General features: G+C 59.5%; 14 protein-coding genes. All 14 read left to right on the top strand.

Translation table 11 applies throughout. The annotated features are described in order from the left end of the window. Nucleotides 1-44 precede the first annotated feature (44 nt). The 14 genes from GEV37_RS01785 to yiaK all read left to right on the top strand — a co-directional run bounded on the left by GEV37_RS01785 (nucleotide 45) and on the right by yiaK (nucleotide 16788). On the top strand, nucleotides 45-479 hold the full coding sequence (locus tag GEV37_RS01785) for a tripartite tricarboxylate transporter TctB family protein (protein WP_227388455.1): 435 nt from the start codon (nucleotides 45-47) through the stop codon (nucleotides 477-479). Between the two features lie 17 nt (nucleotides 480-496). Then, nucleotides 497-2059 (top strand): tripartite tricarboxylate transporter permease, encoded by a 1563-nt coding sequence (locus tag GEV37_RS01780; protein WP_227388454.1) that lies wholly within the window; start codon nucleotides 497-499, stop codon nucleotides 2057-2059. Continuing rightward, nucleotides 2040-3608, top strand: a complete 1569-nt coding sequence (gene garD / locus GEV37_RS01775) for a galactarate dehydratase (protein ID WP_227388453.1) — start codon at nucleotides 2040-2042, stop codon at nucleotides 3606-3608. Before GEV37_RS01780 ends, garD begins: the two co-directional genes overlap by 20 nt. Nucleotides 3609-3669: 61 nt before the next feature. Further along, nucleotides 3670-4995, top strand: a complete 1326-nt coding sequence (locus GEV37_RS01770; RefSeq protein WP_227388452.1) for a glucarate dehydratase family protein — start codon at nucleotides 3670-3672, stop codon at nucleotides 4993-4995. Between the two features lie 141 nt (nucleotides 4996-5136). After that, the gene (locus tag GEV37_RS01765; protein ID WP_227388451.1) at nucleotides 5137-6111 is read left to right on the top strand and encodes a Bug family tripartite tricarboxylate transporter substrate binding protein; all 975 of its coding nucleotides are present in this window, start codon (nucleotides 5137-5139) and stop codon (nucleotides 6109-6111) included. Between the two features lie 80 nt (nucleotides 6112-6191). Further along, entirely contained in the window at nucleotides 6192-6638 is a 447-nt protein-coding gene (locus GEV37_RS01760) for a tripartite tricarboxylate transporter TctB family protein (protein WP_227388450.1), read from the top strand. After that, a complete protein-coding gene (locus GEV37_RS01755; RefSeq protein ID WP_227388449.1) occupies nucleotides 6638-8143 on the top strand; it encodes a tripartite tricarboxylate transporter permease in 1506 nt (501 codons plus the stop codon). The genes GEV37_RS01760 and GEV37_RS01755 overlap by 1 nt, the downstream gene beginning before the upstream one ends. A gap of 250 nt (nucleotides 8144-8393) precedes the next feature. Beyond that, entirely contained in the window at nucleotides 8394-9311 is a 918-nt protein-coding gene (gene kdgD, locus GEV37_RS01750; protein ID WP_227388448.1) for a 5-dehydro-4-deoxyglucarate dehydratase, read from the top strand. Nucleotides 9312-9416: 105 nt separating this feature from the next. Then, nucleotides 9417-10757 (top strand): enolase C-terminal domain-like protein, encoded by a 1341-nt coding sequence (locus GEV37_RS01745; protein ID WP_227388447.1) that lies wholly within the window; start codon nucleotides 9417-9419, stop codon nucleotides 10755-10757. Between the two features lie 71 nt (nucleotides 10758-10828). After that, nucleotides 10829-11767 carry a tripartite tricarboxylate transporter substrate binding protein gene (locus tag GEV37_RS01740; protein WP_227388446.1) on the top strand — a complete coding sequence of 313 codons (939 nt, stop codon included), beginning with the start codon at nucleotides 10829-10831 and terminating at the stop codon, nucleotides 11765-11767. Between the two features lie 89 nt (nucleotides 11768-11856). Next, entirely contained in the window at nucleotides 11857-12363 is a 507-nt protein-coding gene (locus GEV37_RS01735) for a tripartite tricarboxylate transporter TctB family protein (RefSeq protein WP_227388445.1), read from the top strand. Nucleotides 12364-12397: 34 nt separating this feature from the next. Beyond that, a complete protein-coding gene (locus GEV37_RS01730; RefSeq protein WP_227388444.1) occupies nucleotides 12398-13912 on the top strand; it encodes a tripartite tricarboxylate transporter permease in 1515 nt (504 codons plus the stop codon). A 142-nt stretch (nucleotides 13913-14054) separates the two neighbouring features. Then, on the top strand, nucleotides 14055-15632 hold the full coding sequence (locus tag GEV37_RS01725; RefSeq protein WP_227388443.1) for an aldehyde dehydrogenase (NADP(+)): 1578 nt from the start codon (nucleotides 14055-14057) through the stop codon (nucleotides 15630-15632). Nucleotides 15633-15777: 145 nt separating this feature from the next. Further along, complete coding sequence (gene yiaK / locus GEV37_RS01720; RefSeq protein WP_227388442.1) at nucleotides 15778-16788, top strand: 3-dehydro-L-gulonate 2-dehydrogenase; 1011 nt, start codon at nucleotides 15778-15780, stop codon at nucleotides 16786-16788. Nucleotides 16789-17283: the final 495 nt, after the last annotated feature.

The raw sequence follows: 17283 nt of genomic DNA, 5'->3' as shown, positions 1-17283 counted from the left end.
AGGCGGCAACGAGGGCGTGCCACGTCACTATTTCTGGAGCGGATATGGCGTCTGATCTGTTTGACGTTTCGATCGACTTCGAAACGTCACATCTGTTCTTTCCCACTCTCGTGCACTGGATCCTGGGAGGCTTGCTGGCCTTGATCCTGATCACCAAGGTCGCCCCTTTCCTGGCAGCGGTCAAACGCGGCGAGCGTGCCTTGCCTATCGTCTCGGAGTCCCGGGACAACCTGCGCTTTTTCGCCACCCTGGCCCTGATCCCGGCGTACTTCGCCTTGATGGCGATAGTGGGGGACCTGTTTCCCTACACGGGCTACGGCTTCTTGTTCGTCTCGATGGCCTTCGTGCTCTGCATGTCGCTGCTTTACCTGCATGATTGGACGAAGAAAGCACTGGTCATCGTTGTCGTCAACGCCGTGGTCGCGCCAAGCCTTGCCTGGTTCGTGCTCGCCAAGCTCTTCACCATCACACTGCCGTAACCGAGGCGGGTACCGCTATGGAATTTCTGTCTGTTCTCGATGTTTCGTTTTTCCTGCTCGTAGGCTTCGGCACGCTGGTTGGCATCATCTTCGGCGCGATTCCCGGCATGACGGCCACCATGGCAGTGGCGGTGTGTTTGCCGCTGACCTATGCGCTTGGCCTGAATAACGGGCTGGCGCTGCTGCTGGGGCTCTATGTCGGGGGTATTTCCGGCGGCATGGTGCCGGCGGTGCTGCTCAATATTCCCGGTACGCCGTCTTCCATCACCACCACCTTCGATGGCTACCCCATGGCGCGTCGGGGCGAGGGAGAAAAGGCGCTGCGTATCTGCGTGATCGCCTCGGTCATCGGCGGGCTCATCAGCGCTGCGGTGCTGTTTCTGTTCGCACCGCTGCTGGCGGATTTCTCGATCAAGTTCTCCTATGTCGAGAAATTCTTGATCATCCTGCTCGCCCTGAGCGTCATCGCCTCGCTGTCCAACAGCATGCTGATTGGCATCTTCAGCGGTGTCATCGGCATCTGGCTCAGCCTGATCGGGGACTACAGCATTTCCGATGGTGGCAATGGTCATACCCGTTTGATGTTCGACTTCATGGAGCCGTACCTGTTCGAGGGCTTTTCGCTGCTGCCGGTGCTGATCGGTATCTTCGGGATCTCCACCATCTTGCTGGAGGCGGAGAAGGGCGTGAAGCGCGACGTCGCCGGCGAACGTGTCAAGATCGGCGCGTCCGGTCGATTTTCCTTGTCCACGTTCAAGGGCAGTCTCACCAACCTCACCCGATCCTCCTTCATCGGTACCTTCGTCGGCATGCTGCCGGGCGTGGGGGGGAGTGCGGCGTCGGTACTCGCCTATACCCAGGAGAAGAACCTGGCGAAGGACTCCTCGCAAATGGGCAAGGGTGCCCCCCAAGGGCTGATCGCCTCGGAATCCGCCAACAATGCCTTGACCGGTGGGGCGCTCATTCCCTTGCTGTCGCTGGGGATCCCGGGGGATGCCACCACCGCCGTGCTGATCGGTGCCTTTACCCTTCAAGGGATACAGGTGGGGCCGCTGTTCATTCCGGAAAACCACGAGACCTGGTACATCATGATGACGGCGCTGGTGCTGGCGAACTTCGTCATGTTCGTGCTGATGTTCTTCGCCATCAAGCATATCGCCAAGGTGGTCATGGTACCCAAGCACATCCTTTATCCGCTTATCGTCATGATGTGCGTGGTAGGGGCCTACGCGATCAACTACGGCATCATGTTCGATGTCTGGACGCTGCTGATCTTCGGCGTGCTGGGCTATCTGATTCAGAAGATCGGCCTGGAAGTCGCGCCGCTGATCATCGGGTTCATCCTGGGAAGCCAGGCAGAGGTCTACTTCGTCAAGAGCCTCGAATCCTTCGGCACCTATTCCATCTTCTTCACCAAGAGCCCGATCGCCCTGGTGCTCTGGGCGCTGATCGCCGCGTCGGTGCTGTTTGCGATCGCCATGGGGTTCAAATCGCGCGCTCGCCAGAAAATGGAGTTGAGCCAGATGCATACCCCTTCGAACACCACTGCAGGAAAGCGTCATGACTCAACCAACGGCTAACTCACGCGTCATTCAGGTTCACCCAAGCGATAACGTCGCCATCGTGATCGAGCACGACGGTCTGGCCGAAGGGGTAAAAATCAACGAGTCGTGCACGACGCTGATGCCGATCCCTCAGGGGCACAAGGTGGCCCTTGAGCCGATCAAGGAAAACGATGACATCCTGCGTTACGGCGAGGTGATCGGCACCGCGGTCACCGCCATCGAGCGAGGCGCGCACGTGAACGAGCACAACGTGCGCCTGCCGACGGCCCCGGCGCTTTCCGAGCTTCCGCTGGCGACTCGCCGGCCGCCGGCCCAGGCGCCGCTCGAAGGCTACACCTTCGAGGGCTTTCGTAATCCGGACGGCAGTGTAGGCACCAAGAACGTGCTGGGAATCACCACCAGCGTTCAGTGCGTGGCCGGCACCGTGGAGTACGTGGTCGCACGCATCAAGCGCGAGCTGTTGCCGCGTTTCCCCAACGTCGACGACGTGGTCGGGCTCAACCACAGCTACGGGTGCGGGGTGGCGATCAACGCGCCGGCGGCGATCGTACCCATCCGTACGCTCAGGAACATCGCGCTGAACCCGAACTTCGGCAACGAGATCATGGTGATCGGCCTTGGTTGTGAAAAGCTCCAGCCGTCGACACTGCTCGAAGACCGCCCGGTGAAGATTTATGAAAACACCGAGGCCGCCGACCCGGATGCCAACGTGCTGAGCCTGCAGGACGAGAGCTTCGAGGGTTTTGGCGAGATGGTCGAGGGCATTCTCGCCATGGCCGAGCGCCACCTGGAGCGCTTGAACAAGCGACGCCGCGAAACCTGTCCGGCCTCGGAGCTGGCCGTGGGCATGCAGTGCGGCGGCAGCGACACTTTTTCCGGCGTGACCGCCAACCCGGCGGTGGGCTTTGCCACGGACCTGATCGTGCGTGCCGGCGGCAGCGTCATGTTTTCGGAAGTCACCGAGGTACGCGATGCCATCCATCTGCTCACGCCGCGCGCCGTCGATCGTGAGATCGGCCAGGCGCTGATTGACCAGATGTCCTGGTACGACGACTACCTGCTTCAGGGCCAGGCGGATCGCAGCGCCAACCCGTCGCCGGGCAATAAGAAGGGGGGCTTGAGCAACGTGGTGGAAAAGGCGCTGGGCTCGGTCATCAAGTCCGGCAACTCGCCGATCGTCGATGTCATCGGCCCGGGTGAACGGCTGCGCCGCAAGGGGCTGACCTTCGCCGCCACACCGGCCAGTGATTTCATCTGCGGCACGTTGCAACTGGCTGCCGGCATGAACCTGCAGGTCTTCACCACCGGGCGGGGCACGCCTTACGGGCTTGCCATGGTGCCGGTGCTCAAGGTCGCGACCAACTCGCATCTGGCCAAGCGCTGGCATGACATCATCGATCTTGACGCCGGGCGCATCGCCACCGGCGAGGCCACCATCGAGGATCTGGGTTGGGAGCTTTTCCACCTGATCCTCGACGTTGCCAGCGGGCGCAAACAGGCCGCCGCGGACCGGCTCGGCATCCACAACGACCTGGTGCTGTTCAATCCCGCGCCGGTGACCTGAGCTGCCGCCTTTAAAACGCATCAACAACGCAAAAGCGCTAAACGACAAGAGAGCTATCGCCATGTTTCCCAAGATTACGTCGATGAAAGTGGTGCCGGTTGCCGGCTACGATGGGTTCCTGCTCAACCTAAGCGGCGGTCACGCGCCCTGGTTCATTCGCTGTGTCGTGATTCTGGAAGACAGCGCCGGCAATCAGGGCGTCGGTGAAATCCCCTCAAGCGAAGGGATTCTCAAGGGGCTGGAGCAGTGCCGCGCTATTGTGGAAGGCTCTACCATCAACGCATTCAAGCACACGCTGAACAGCGCCCGCGTGGCGCTTTCGAAAAACGGACGCGAAGAGCGCGGCCGCCAGACCTTCGATCTGCGCGTGGCGGTTCACGTCATCACCGGGCTCGAGTCGGCGCTGCTGGATCTTTACGGCCAGACGGTTGGCCTTCCTGTGGCGGACCTGCTGGGCCAGTACGGTCGCCAGCGCGACGAAGTCGAAGCACTTGGCTATCTGTTTCTGCTCGGCGACCCGGACAAGACGGATTTGCCCTACCCTAAGGCGAGCGACCCGGTCGATGCCTGGGACGAGGTGCGCTACCAGAAGGCGCTGACGCCGGAGGCGGTGGCCAATCTCGCCAAGGCCGCGTTCGATCGCTACGGCTTCAAGGACTTCAAGCTCAAGGGCGGGGTGCTCAGAGGCGAGGAGGAGGCCGACTGCATCCGCGCGCTCAACGACGCTTTTCCCGAGGCGCGCTTGACGCTCGACCCCAACGGTGCCTGGACTCTCGACGAAGCGGTGCGCGTACTCGAGCCGATCAAGCACCTGCTCAGCTACGCCGAGGACCCCTGTGGCCAGGAGGAGAGCTACTCCGGGCGCGAAACCATGGCCGAGTTCAAGAAGCGCACGGGGCTGCCCACCGCGACCAACATGATCGCCACCGACTTCAAACAGCTGCAGTACGCCACCCAACTCAACGCGGTCGATATTCCGTTGGCGGACTGCCACTTCTGGACCATGCAGGGCGCGGTCATGGTCGGGGAGCTTTGCAACGAGTGGGGCATGACCTGGGGGTCTCACAGCAACAACCACTTCGATATTTCACTGGCCATGATGACCCACGTCGCCGCGGCCTGCCCGGGAGAGATCACCGCGATCGACACCCACTGGATCTGGCAGGACGGCCAGCGCATCACCCGGGATCCGTTCCAGATTCGCGAGGGCACGCTGAAGGTGCCGACCACCCCGGGCCTGGGCGTCGAACTCGACGAGGCCAAGCTCAATCAGGCGCATCAGCTCTATAAATCGTTGGATGTGACCCAGCGCAACGACGCCATGGCGATGCAGTACCTGATTCCGGACTGGACCTTCGATCCCAAGCGTCCTGCACTGGTGCGCTAGGCGACGCCGGTAAACGAGTGGACTTATGTCGTATGTTCAAGGCGTGGAACGGCCGCTAACGTGTATATGTATGATTAAATACATATGACCTTTAATAAGCTTTTCTGAACCCGATAACATCAATAACTTGGGGTAATAATAGTGAACAAGATCAATACGTTTCTCGTCAGTGCCACCTCTCTTTCACTGCTGCTGGCAGGCAATGTGGCCCTGGCCCAGGAGTTCAGAGGCCCGGTGCGTATCGTCGTTCCATTCGCGCCGGGCGGCACGTCCGACATTCTGGCCCGCTACATAGCGCCGGAGCTTTCCGACGCGATCGGCCAGCCGGTCATCGTGGAAAACAAGGCCGGGGCGGGAGGTAATATCGGCGCGGACTTCGTGGCAAAGGCCGACCCCAATGGACATACGTTGCTGCTGTCCGATCTCACCGCGCTACTGGCGGCCCCGAGCGTACTGCCTAGCGTCGCCTACGATATCGAAAATGATCTGGCCCCCGTCACGATGGTGTCCTACTCCCCTTACGTATTAGGCGTTTCGCAGAACAACGACTTCTCGAGCTTCGACGAACTGGTGGCGTTTTCTCGCGAAAACCCCGGCCAGCTCTCGATGGCGACCTCCGGGGTCGGGGCCAACAATCACATCACAACGGAGCGATTGATTCAGGACCAGGATCTGGACTGGACCGTGATTGCCTACCGCGGTGGCTCCGATGCCACGCGAGCCGTCGTGTCCGGGGAAAGCGACATGCTGCTCAACGGCACCACGGCATCGCTGCCTTTCGTGCTGAGCGGTCAGATGAACGCGCTGGCCGTAACCGGCGAGGAGCGCCTTGACGAGCTGCCCGACGTACCCACGTTTCGTGAGTTGGGGCTTCCCGGCGATCTCGATGGCACCTACCAGGGCATCCTGGTGACCGCCGGCAGCCCGCCCGAGATCGTCGAGCGCCTGCAGACGGAACTCGCCACCGTGCTTGCCAATGAAGAGATCCGGGCGCGGATTGCAGAGCAGGGTGGTCAGGCCCGGCCCTCCGCCTCCCCGGATGAGCTCAAGGCCTGGATGAGCGAGCAAAAGAGCGAGCTTGCAAGCTTCATCGAAAGCGCGGGTATTCGTCAGTAACGATGGTCTCGAGCATGAATCCACCGATGCCCTGCCTTGCGAAGGTAGGGTGCTGTCCTCCGTGATGCGAGATATACACCATGTACACGAGAGTCAACCGGGATTTCCTGGCAGGACTGGCATGCCTTCTCATAGCGTCGCTGGTGCTTTGGCAGGCCTACGCTTATGACATGGGCACATTGAGAAACATGGGGCCAGGCTATCTGCCCCGGTTTCTCGGTATTTCTCTGGCCGTGCTCGGCGTGATCACCATGGTCTTCTCCGCACGAACGGCCATGGCGTTCCCGTCGCTGAATTACCGGGCCCTGATCTGCATCACAACGGGCATCGTGGTGTTCGCCCTGCTGATGCGCCCGGCGGGCCTTTTCCTGGCGACGATCTCCCTGGTCTACCTTTGTGGTCTCAGCGAACGTCGATTCCAGCCGGTAAGGCTTGGTATGCTGGCCCTGGCACTGTGTGGCATGTCGTATCTGGTGTTCATCCTGAGCCTCAACATGCCCATACGCCTTTTTCCCTGGAGTTTCTGATGGAAATTCTCAATAACCTGGCACTGGGGTTCTCGGTCGCGTTCACGATCGAGAACCTCATGTACTGTGCGCTGGGCGTGACGATCGGCATGCTGATCGGCGTGATTCCCGGGGTAGGGCACCTGGCCGCCATTTCCATGCTGCTTCCGCTGACCTATTACGTACCGGCGACGACGGCGCTGGTCATGCTGGCGGGGATCTATTATGGCGCCCAGTACGGGGGCTCCACCGCGGCCATATTGCTGAATCTGCCGGGCACTCCGTCGTCATCGGTGGTCTGCCTGGACGGCTACCCGATGACCAAGCAAGGGCGTGCCGGCGTTGCGCTGTTCATGACCACCATCGCATCCTTCGTGGGAAGCCTGATCACGGTGGTCGTACTGGCGGCCTTTGCTCCCCCCCTGGCGGATTTCGCGGTCGCGTTCAACTCCGCCGACTATTTCTCCATGATGCTGCTCGGGCTCGTGGCGGCGGCCATCCTCGTTCAGGGAAACCCCGCAAAAGGCCTGGCCGCCGTCGTGTTCGGCCTGTTGCTGGGTATCGTGGGTACCGACGTGAGCACCGGCATTCAGCGCTACACCTTCGGTTTGACGTTTCTTTACGACGGCCTCAACATCGTGGCAATCGCCATGGGCATTTTTGGCGTCACCGAGGTCATGGCCAACGTGGGCAAGGTCATCCAAGTCAAAAGTGATCAGAAGATCACGTTCAGGTCGCTGTTGCCCACTCGGAGCGACCTCAAGCAGAGCATTTTTCCCATGTTGAGAGGGACGGGTATCGGTACGGGCATCGGCATATTGCCGGGCACGGGCACGTCCATCGGGTCGTTCATCGCCTACGCAGTAGAGAAGAAAGTATCGAAGAACCCGGAAAAATTCGGCAAGGGCGCCATTGAGGGCATTACCGCTCCTGAAAGCGCCAACAACGCCGCCGCTCAATCGGCATTCATTCCCACCTTGACGCTCGGCATACCGGGGGATGCGGTCATGGCCCTCATGCTGGGGGCGCTGCTGATCCACGGTATTACCCCGGGGCCCAACGTGATTTCCGATAACCCGGACCTGTTCTGGGGGCTGGTGATCAGTTTTTTGATCGGTAACGTACTGCTCTTGATTCTCAACATTCCGATGGTGGGGCTTTGGGTGCGACTGCTCAGGATCCCCTATCCCATCTTGTACCCCTCGATCATTCTGTTCATCGTCATCGGCGTGTACAGCATCAATTATTCCGATCTGGACATCATGCTGGTGGCCCTGTTCGGTGTTGTCGGTTGCGTGTTCTTGCTATTGGGATTCGAGCCCGCGCCCTTGCTTCTGGGCTTCATTCTCGGGCCAATGATGGAGGAGAACTTTCGTCGCGCCATGCTGCTCAGCCGAGGGGATCTGATGGTTTTCCTGGAGAGACCAGTAAGCGCGGCCTTCTTTGCCATGATAGCAGCGCTAATCGTCTGGTCGATTATCTCCGCCGTGCGAAAGAAGCGGGTTGCGGTCACCAAGGAGTTTTGACACACATCGATACGTGAAAACCCTCCTGATCTGAACGATCAGTGTTCCTCCTCAGTACTCACCCCACAACCTCTCCTGCGAAGGACAAGTTGTGGGGTACTTCGAACGCTTAGTCTAAAGTCTAGAGGTTTATTTGTATGATGTATGACAATATTGTCGGGATATCCCTATCGATGCTTTCGGCGAGTGCCCAGGCGGTCATGGGCTTGCCGGTCTTGATGGTCCGTTAATCGAACAAGAGGAGTTTCCAATGCATTTTTCCAAACCAGAGCTCAAAGCCTCCATCACAGACGGGCTGCTGTCGTTCCCCGTGACCGACTTCGATGCCAACGGCAAGTTCGACGCCGAAAGCTATCGCAAGCGCCTGCTCTGGTTGAAGGGTTACGAGGTTTCCGCACTGTTCGTCGCTGGCGGCACGGGTGAGTTCTTCAACCTGACCCTCGACGAGTTCCGCGAGATCGTGAAGGTGGCCGTTGAGGCGATCGGCGGTCACGTGCCGATCATCGCAAGTGCCGGTCAGAGCGCCGAACTTGCCAAGGAGCACGCTCGCATCGCGCAGGAAGAAGGCGCCGACGGTATCCTGCTGATGCCTCCTTACCTGACCGAGTGCTCGCAAGGGGGCATCGTCGAGTACGCGGCGAGTGTCTGCCAGTCCACAGATCTGGGCGTCATCTACTATAACCGCGCCAACGGCTATCTCAACGTCGATGCGGTCAAGTCACTGGCCGATCGTTGCGACAACTTGATCGGTCTGAAAGATGGCAAGGGTGACATGCAGGCGCTCAACATCACCATCAAGACCCTGGGCGATCGCCTAGGCTACGTGGGCGGTGTGCCGACGGCCGAGATCATCGCAGAAGCGTATCTGGCGATCGGTGTAAGCACCTACTCCTCGGCAGTGTTCAACTTCGTACCGGATATGGCGGTGAAGTTCTACAAGGCGTTGCGTCAGGGCGACAGCGACTTCGTCTCCAAGGCCACGCGTGAGTTCTTTATTCCCTTCGTGACCCTGCGCGACACCATGCCGGGCTACGCGGTTAGCCTGGTCAAGGCGGGTGCGGGCATTGTGGGCTACTCAGGGGGCGATGTACGTGCTCCGCTGACCATGCCCAGTAACGAACAGCTCATCCAGCTGAAGGGTCTGGTAGAGAAAGCCAAGTCGCTCTAATCGTTCTTTCTCGAGACCTTGCAAGTCGAGCCCGCACGCGTGCGGGTTCCACTTGAGTGTTCTGATAATAAGGGCCTATGTGTCGATAGACTGATGGAGACGTTCATGCCAAGCCACAACACGCCCACCATCACTGAAATGCGCGTCATCCCGGTTGCCGGGCGCGACAGCATGTTGCTCAATATCGGCGGCGCGCACTCTCCGTTCTTTACTCGTAATCTGGTCATTCTCAAGGACAGCGCCGGAAACGTTGGAGTCGGTGAAGCGCCCGGTGGCGATACCATTCAGCAATCCCTCGAGCAGGCCCGCGAATTGGTGATGGGCCAACCCATCGGCAAGCTGCGCGCAATGGTTAATACCTTGAACAAGGCCGGTCGCAGCGCGGATTTCGAGGATTTCGGCAAGGGTTCCTGGACGTTCGAGCTGCGCGTCAACGCCGTGGCGGCACTCGAAGCCGCGCTGCTCGACCTGATGGGCAAGTTTTTGGGCGTGCCGGTGGCCGATTTGCTGGGCGACGGTCGTCAGCGCGATCACGTGGACGTGCTGGGCTATCTCTTCTTCATCGGTGACGGCCACGCCACCCCGATGGAGTTTCGTCGCGGCACCCAAGGGCTCGATCACGACTGGTACCGTCAGCGCGACGAAGCCGCGATGACCCCTCAGCGTATCGTCGAGCTCGCCCAGGCGGCCCAGGATCGCTACGGCTTCAAGGATTTCAAGCTCAAGGGCGGGGCGCTACCCGGTGAGCAGGAGATCGAGGCGGTCAAGGCGCTGCACAAGGCGTTCCCCGAGGCGCGCACGACCATCGACCCCAACGGCGCCTGGTCGCTGCAGGAGGCGATTGCGCTTTGCAAGGATCTCCGTGGCGTGATCGCCTACGCCGAGGACCCGTGTGGTGCCGAGCAGGGCTTTTCCGGACGCGAAGTTCTGGCCGAGTTCCGCCACGCCACCGGCTTGCCCGTGGCCACCAACATGGTCGCGACCAACTGGCGTGAAATGGCCCATGCGCTGATGCTGCGCTCGGTCGATATCCCGCTGGCGGATCCACATTTCTGGACCCTGTCCGGCGCGGTTCGCGTCTCGCAGCTGTGCCAGGATCATGGCATGACCTGGGGGTCCCACTCCAACAACCATTTCGATATTTCGCTGGCGATGTTCGCCCACGTAGGTGCTGCCGCCGTGGGCCGTACAACCGCGTTGGATACCCACTGGATCTGGCAGGAAGGCGATGCGCGTCTGACCCGCAATCCGCCTCAGATCAAGAACGGCCAGGTAGCGGTGACCGATGCGCCCGGGCTCGGCGTCGAGATCGACATGGCCGAGATAGAGAAGGCGCATGAGCTCTATCGCAGCCTGCCTGCCGGCGGACGCAACGATGCGACTGCCATGCAGTATCTGATCGACGGCTGGACCTTCGATCCCAAGCGCCCCGCGCTTGTTCGCTAGACTTTAAGTTCGGCCGGGCATTGCGTGCGCGGTGCCCGGCTTCTAAAGCCCGAGTAAGAGGTAGATCAATAATGAAAAAGCTACTAGGTGGTTTCACGCTCGCTATTGGTTGCATCGTCGCTGGTCAAGCTTTCGCTGAGTACCCGACGAAGAACGTCGACATGATCGTGCCTTTCTCGGCCGGCGGCGGTAACGACACGTTCGTTCGTGCACTTCAGCCGCTGGTGGAAGAGCAACTGGACACCACGCTGGTCATCCGCAACATCGCCGGTGGCGGCGGGGCGGTAGGCATGTCGCGTGCCGTGGCATCACCGGCCGATGGCTACACGCTGCTGGCCGCGAGCAACGCGATGCTGACCCTCGAGGCGATGGGCACCGTACCATTTACCCACGACGACTTCGACTTCATCGCCAAGCTCATCGAAGAGCCCTACCTGATCGCGGTAAGCAGCGAAAGCCCCTATCAGGATATCGAAAGCCTGGTCGAGGCTGCTCAGTCGGGCTCGGTCCGCGTGGGGGCCTCAGGCGTAGGTTCATCGGCCCACATCGCGGCCAATGCGATTGCTAACCGCACCGAGTCCACCTTCAATCTGATTCCGTATCCTGGTGGCTCGGAGGCGATGTCGGCCGCGATGGGCGGACACGTCGAAGCCGTCGTGCTGGGTGGTGCCGAACTGCGCTCTGCGCTGGAATCAGGTCGACTCAAGGCGCTGGCCACCACCTACGCCGAGCGTAGCGACAGCCTGCCCGACGTACCGACGTTTCAGGAGTCCGGCTACGACCTGACGCTGACCGTATGGCGTGGCATCGCCGGTCCGAAAGGCCTGCCTGACGAGGTGAAAAAGGAGTGGGTCGCCGCTATCCAGCAGATCGTCGAGGATGGCTCCTACGAGCAGACGGCGAACAACCTGGGGACTGAGCTTGCACCGCTTTACGGCGATGAGCTCGAAGCCTTCATCGACGAGTCGGCCGCTACCATGCGTGAAGCGGCGGGCGATTTGGCGAACTAAGTCTAGCTCTCTCGTGCTGTCTGGCAGGTCTTGCCGGCAGCGCGATTGTTTCGGAGGCTACTCATTTGGCTAGGGAGTGACCAGCTAACATGACGCAACGCGATATCGGTAAGCCTTTATTCAATGTTGTGCTGATCATCGTATCGGCGAGTGTATTTGTCGCGGCATCAGCGTTTCCCGACGTCAATATTCCGGGCGACCTATCGGCTGCCTTCTTTCCAAAGTTTCTTTCGGGGCTGATCTTCATCTTGGCCATCCCGTGTCTGATCAAGGATTTCCAAGAGTGGCGAAAGGGCGGCCAGGCCGTGTCGTCATCCTCTATCAGCCTCGTTCGCGGCGCGAGCCAATGGCTTTTTGTCATCCTGTTGTTGATCGCTTATGTCTACGCCTTCGAACGGCTTGGCTACATGATCAGTACGGCGCTGTTCACCTTTTCCTGCGTCGTTGGACTTACAGTACTAAGCGGTACCTGGGGCACGCTTTCCACCGCCGTAAAGAGCAAGGCGCTCGCGGGAGCACTGGTTTTTTCGGTCGTGCTTGCCGTGACGATTTTTTACGTCTTCACCGACCTTTTCAAGATTCCGCTCCCGACGTGACCGTATAACCTAATTTGAGATTCAGGAGGCTTACATGATTTCCGGTTATCTCGACGGCCTGGGAATGGTGCTGCAGCTGAGCACTCTGCTAGCGATCGCGGGCGGAACGCTCTTGGGTATCGTCATGGGCGCGCTGCCGGGGTTGACCTCGGCCATGGCCATCGCGCTGCTTTTGCCGGTGACCTTCGGCATGCCGCCAGTAGCGGGTATCGGCATGCTGCTGGGCGCTCTATGCGGCGCCGGTGCCAGTGGCTCGATCCCCGCCATTCTTTTGAATATTCCGGGAACGCCTTCGTCAGTGGCGACCACTTTCGATGGTTTCCCGATGGCGCAGAAAGGCGAAGCCGGACGGGCGCTAGGCCTGGCCATCGTGGCATCCTTCTTCGGCGGTGTTGCCAGCATGGTCATTCTCAGCTTGCTGGCACCGCCCATTGCCGAATTTGCGCTACGCTTTGGCCCGGCAGAGTACTTCTCGCTGAGCATTTTCGGCCTGGTCATCATCGCGTCTGTGGCAGGCAAGTCGCTGCTCAAGGGGCTGATCGCCGGCATGATCGGCTTTCTTGTCTCGACGATCGGTACCGACCCGATCACTGGCGTGGGACGTTTCACGTTCAACGAGCTATCGCTTTTGACCGGGGTCAACCTGTTACCCGCGCTCATCGGCCTTTTCGCGGTTTCTCAGGTGCTCAAGGATACCTTCGAATACGATCCCAACGAGCGATTGAAAGAGAGTGGTCATCGGATCGATATTGCGCGTCCCCGCTTTATCGAAACCCTGAAACACTGGAAAGCCGTCATGATGGGGGTGATCTCCGGCTCGATCGTGGGCCCCATTCCCGGCGCCGGCGGGAGCATCGCTTCGCTGGTCGCTTATGACCAGACACGACGCTTCTCGAAAACGCCGGAGAAGTTCGGTACCGGTCACGCGCCAGGTATCGTGTCCGTCGAAAGCGCCAATAACGCACTGCTGGGTGGGGCACTCATTCCGACACTAGCACTCGGTATTCCGGGGGAAGCGGCCACGGCAGTATTGCTGGGTGGTCTTATGATCCAGGGAATCACACCGGGCCCCTTGCTGTTCGCTGATCAAAGCGGCACCGTTTACGGCATCTTTTTAGCCTACCTGCTGGCTAACGTGTTCATGCTCTTGATCATGTGCTTGGGCATCAAGCTGTTCATTCGCGTGCTGATGGTACCGCGTAAACAGCTCCTGGCCGCCATACTGGTATTCTGTTTCATCGGGGTCTACGGTGTCGATGGGGATGTCTTCAACCTCTACCTGATGCTTGGCTTCGGGGTGCTGGGCTATTTCCTCAATCGTTACAACTTCGGTACCGCGCCTGTCATTCTCGGGCTCATTCTAGGGCCGATCGCCGAGTCCAATCTGCGTCGAGGCCTTCAATCCTTCGAAGGCGACTGGACGCCGTTTTTCACACGACCGATCAGCGTCGCCTTTCTGATCGTAGCGATCGGCTTACTGGCACTAACCTTGTGGCAGAACTATCGCTCAAACCAACAAAGCACACCCGCCGGCGACGACAGCGTTTGATCGCCATCACGGCACCTGACAGTGTGCGGTGTCACTGTCGATATCGGCAACATGGCGTCAAGTGCAAAGTTGCTGATATTGATACGGGGTACCTGGCTGGGTAATCGTCCCGCCGGGCAACATTCTCATCGCAGGAGGCAAGATGAATCTAACAGGTGAAATGCTGATCGGACAGAAAGCCGTCAAAGGCTCTCGTGATCCCATTCATGCCATGAACCCGGCGACCAACGAGCGATTGGAGCCCGGCTATGCTGGCGGTACTCAAGCCGATGTGGAACAAGCATGTCAGCTTGCATGCGAAGCCTTCGATCGCTATCGCGAAACGTCGCTCGAAGATCGATCTACGTTTCTCGAAACCATCGCCGATGAAATCGAAGCGCTGGGCGATGCGCTCATCGAGCGCGCCGTAGCGGAGTCCGGGCTGCCCCAGGCACGCATCCAGGGCGAGCGCGGTCGTACCTGCGGCCAACTGCGCATGTTCGCCAAGACCGTACGCGCCGGCGAATGGCTGGATGTCCGCGTCGATCCGGCGATGCCCGACCGTCAGCCGATGCCGCGTGCCGATCTGCGCCAGCGTCACATCGCGCTGGGTCCGGTCGTGGTCTTTGGTGCCAGCAACTTCCCGCTAGCGTTCTCGGTGGCGGGTGGCGACACTGCGTCGGCATTTGCCGCCGGTTGCCCGGTGATCGTTAAGGCGCACGCAGCGCACCCGGGAACCGGTGAGCTGGTGGGGCGTGCCATCCAGGCCGCAGTCAAGAAGTGCGGTCTGCCGGAGGGCGTATTCTCGTTGATGTTCGGTTCCGGCCGTGAAGTAGGTACCGCGCTGGTGGGCGATGCTCGCATCAAGGCAGCTGGCTTCACCGGTTCGCGCAGCGGCGGCATTGCCCTATGGAAAGCCGCCCAGTCGCGTCCCGAGCCGATCCCCTTCTACGCCGAAATGAGCTCGATCAATCCGGTCTTTGCGCTGCCGGCAGCGCTGAAGTCGCGCGGTGAGGAAATGGGCAAGGCATTCGTGGGTTCGCTCAACATGGGGGCCGGCCAGTTCTGTACCAATCCGGGCCTGGTGATCGCCATCAAGGGCCCCGAGCTTGATGCCTTCATCAAGACCGCAGGCGAGGCCGTTGCGCAAAGTGGTGCTCAGACTATGCTGACGCCGGGCATTTTCGAAGCCTACGAGCAGGGCGTTCAAAGCCTCCAGGAGAGCGGCAAAGCGCAAGAAGTGGCGCGCGGCCAGAAGGGTGAAGGCCCCAATCAGTGCCAGGGAGGCCTGTTCAAGACCAGTGCCCCAGATTTCCTCTCCAGCGAAGCGCTGCAGGGCGAAGTCTTCGGCTCGACGTCGCTGGTGGTCGAATGTGTCGATGAGGCCGAACTCAAGAAGGTCGCCGAACATCTAGAAGGTCAGCTGACCGCTACGCTGCAAATGAACGATGCCGATCTTGACGCAGCGCGTGCGCTTCTTCCCACGCTCGAGCGCAAGGCCGGTCGCATTCTGGTCAATGGCTGGCCGACCGGTGTCGAGGTGTGCGACGCCATGGTTCATGGCGGACCGTTCCCGGCCACCTCCGATGCGCGCACGACGTCAGTGGGTACCGCCGCGATTTATCGCTTCTTGCGTCCGGTCTGCTACCAGGACCTGCCGGAAGGGCTGCTGCCCGAAGCGATCAAGAACGACAACCCCCTCAAGCTGCGGCGTCTGGTGGATGGCAAGCGCGAACAGTAATTCAGGCGCCTGCCCGACGCGTAGTTGATATCAAAGGCCGCCCTCGGGTGGCCTTTTTTGGGGACGCGCGGTCGCGATACTCTGGTCGGTTGCCTTCGACCAGATTTCATAGACAAGAAATGTTTACAAGATAAAGGAGGGTTTTATGGCAGAGGTCAGTTTCGATACCTTGCGCGATACGCTCGAAAAAGCGCTTTTGAAGGCGGGGCTCGAGGCCGAGGATGCTCGGGTATGCGCCCGGGTGCACGCTGAAAGCACACGTGACGGCGTGCATTCTCATGGTATCGGGCGTATTCCACGCTTCATCGAGTATGTCGAGAAGGGGTGGGTCGACGTGAAAGCAGTGCCGGAGCGCGTGCATGCGCTGGGCGCGATCGAAGTGTTCGATGGGCATATGGGCATCGGGATCATCAATGCGCTTCACGCTACCGAGCGCGCCATCGAACTTGCCAAAGAGCATGGTATGGGGCTGGTGGCGCTGCGTAACACCACCCACTGGATGCGCGGTGGCAGTTACGGCTGGCACGCCGCCGAGAAGGGAATGGCCACGATCATGTGGACCAATACCGAGTCGTGCATGCCGGCTTGGGGAGCTACTTCGCAATCCATTGGCAACAATCCCCTCGTGATGGGCGTGCCTCATGAAGAGGGGCCGCTGGTGCTCGATATGGCGATGTCGCAATTTTCCTACGGTAAACTGCAGACGCTGACATCCAAGGGTGAATCTCTGCCCGTAGACGGTGGTTTCGATATGCAAGGGGAGCTGAGTCGCGATCCGGCGGCGATCGCTGCCACGCGCCGACTGTTGCCGACCGGTTATTGGAAAGGCTCCGGTCTCGCCATACTGCTGGATGCGATGGCGGCACTGCTTTCAAGCGGGCGGCCGAGCCACGCCATCGATGAGGTAGAGAAGGGCAGTGGTGGTGGAAGCTGTCAGATATTCATGGTGTTCGATCCGTTGCAGATCGCCGGGCAAGCGACTTGCGACGCAATTGTGGAAGGAATCAAGCAGCATCTCGCAGCTGCTGAGCCCGCCACATCGGGGCAGCCCGTTCGGTATCCCGGCGAGTCCACCTACCGCCAGCGACATGGCCAGGGAGTGTTGAGGCTGGATGATACGCTGTGGGCGAGCGTGAGCCAGCTGGCCCATCGATAGAAGGGCGGGGGTTGCTGGATCAACGTCGAATTCTCGTCTTGACATCTGATGTCGGCAGGGCAGGTTAGGCGTTAGATAGTTGTTTCAAACAAGCAGACCGTTTTCGTATGCCGTGTCGCGCTGGTTGATTAGTGTGACACGGTTATTTATTCGAATTTAAATTCAGTGAAAATTTTTTCCACATAATAATTTCTCACTATGACTAATTTAAATCAATATCATCGACTACGATTCATCACTTTTAAAAATGCGGTGCTCAAAACTGAAGCAACCATCTTTATTGTTAAAAAATACATGGTTATTTATATATATACTTTAGTTTATGAAGTTTAGGTGTGACTTTGGTCTTATTAGACTTTTTATTGCTTGCTTCGCAAACGCTTGTTAGCTAATTTGACGATATTAGCTTGTATGATGTACGACAAAGGGCCAGCGCTCTTGATCCTGTTGACTAAAGAATAAAGCCATTAGGGCAATAGCTTCTTAAGCTGTTTC

This window comes from Vreelandella malpeensis (assembly GCF_020622355.1).
Classification (GTDB): Bacteria; Pseudomonadota; Gammaproteobacteria; order Pseudomonadales; family Halomonadaceae; genus Vreelandella; species Vreelandella malpeensis.
This window is presented reverse-complemented; position numbering and strand designations above follow the sequence as displayed.

Excerpts from the sequence above, each read along its gene's own strand:
- GEV37_RS01725 (WP_227388443.1), top strand. The coding sequence starts at position 14,055 with ATGAATCTAACAGGTGAAATGCTGATCGGACAGAAAGCCGTCAAAGGC.
- GEV37_RS01745 (WP_227388447.1), top strand. The coding sequence starts at position 9,417 with ATGCCAAGCCACAACACGCCCACCATCACTGAAATGCGCGTCATCCCG.
- GEV37_RS01760 (WP_227388450.1), top strand. The coding sequence starts at position 6,192 with ATGTACACGAGAGTCAACCGGGATTTCCTGGCAGGACTGGCATGCCTT.
- GEV37_RS01785 (WP_227388455.1), top strand. The coding sequence starts at position 45 with ATGGCGTCTGATCTGTTTGACGTTTCGATCGACTTCGAAACGTCACAT.
- GEV37_RS01740 (WP_227388446.1), top strand. The coding sequence starts at position 10,829 with ATGAAAAAGCTACTAGGTGGTTTCACGCTCGCTATTGGTTGCATCGTC.
- garD (WP_227388453.1), top strand. The coding sequence starts at position 2,040 with ATGACTCAACCAACGGCTAACTCACGCGTCATTCAGGTTCACCCAAGC.
- GEV37_RS01755 (WP_227388449.1), top strand. The coding sequence starts at position 6,638 with ATGGAAATTCTCAATAACCTGGCACTGGGGTTCTCGGTCGCGTTCACG.
- GEV37_RS01780 (WP_227388454.1), top strand. The coding sequence starts at position 497 with ATGGAATTTCTGTCTGTTCTCGATGTTTCGTTTTTCCTGCTCGTAGGC.
- kdgD (WP_227388448.1), top strand. The coding sequence starts at position 8,394 with ATGCATTTTTCCAAACCAGAGCTCAAAGCCTCCATCACAGACGGGCTG.
- GEV37_RS01770 (WP_227388452.1), top strand. The coding sequence starts at position 3,670 with ATGTTTCCCAAGATTACGTCGATGAAAGTGGTGCCGGTTGCCGGCTAC.
- GEV37_RS01730 (WP_227388444.1), top strand. The coding sequence starts at position 12,398 with ATGATTTCCGGTTATCTCGACGGCCTGGGAATGGTGCTGCAGCTGAGC.
- yiaK (WP_227388442.1), top strand. The coding sequence starts at position 15,778 with ATGGCAGAGGTCAGTTTCGATACCTTGCGCGATACGCTCGAAAAAGCG.
- GEV37_RS01735 (WP_227388445.1), top strand. The coding sequence starts at position 11,857 with ATGACGCAACGCGATATCGGTAAGCCTTTATTCAATGTTGTGCTGATC.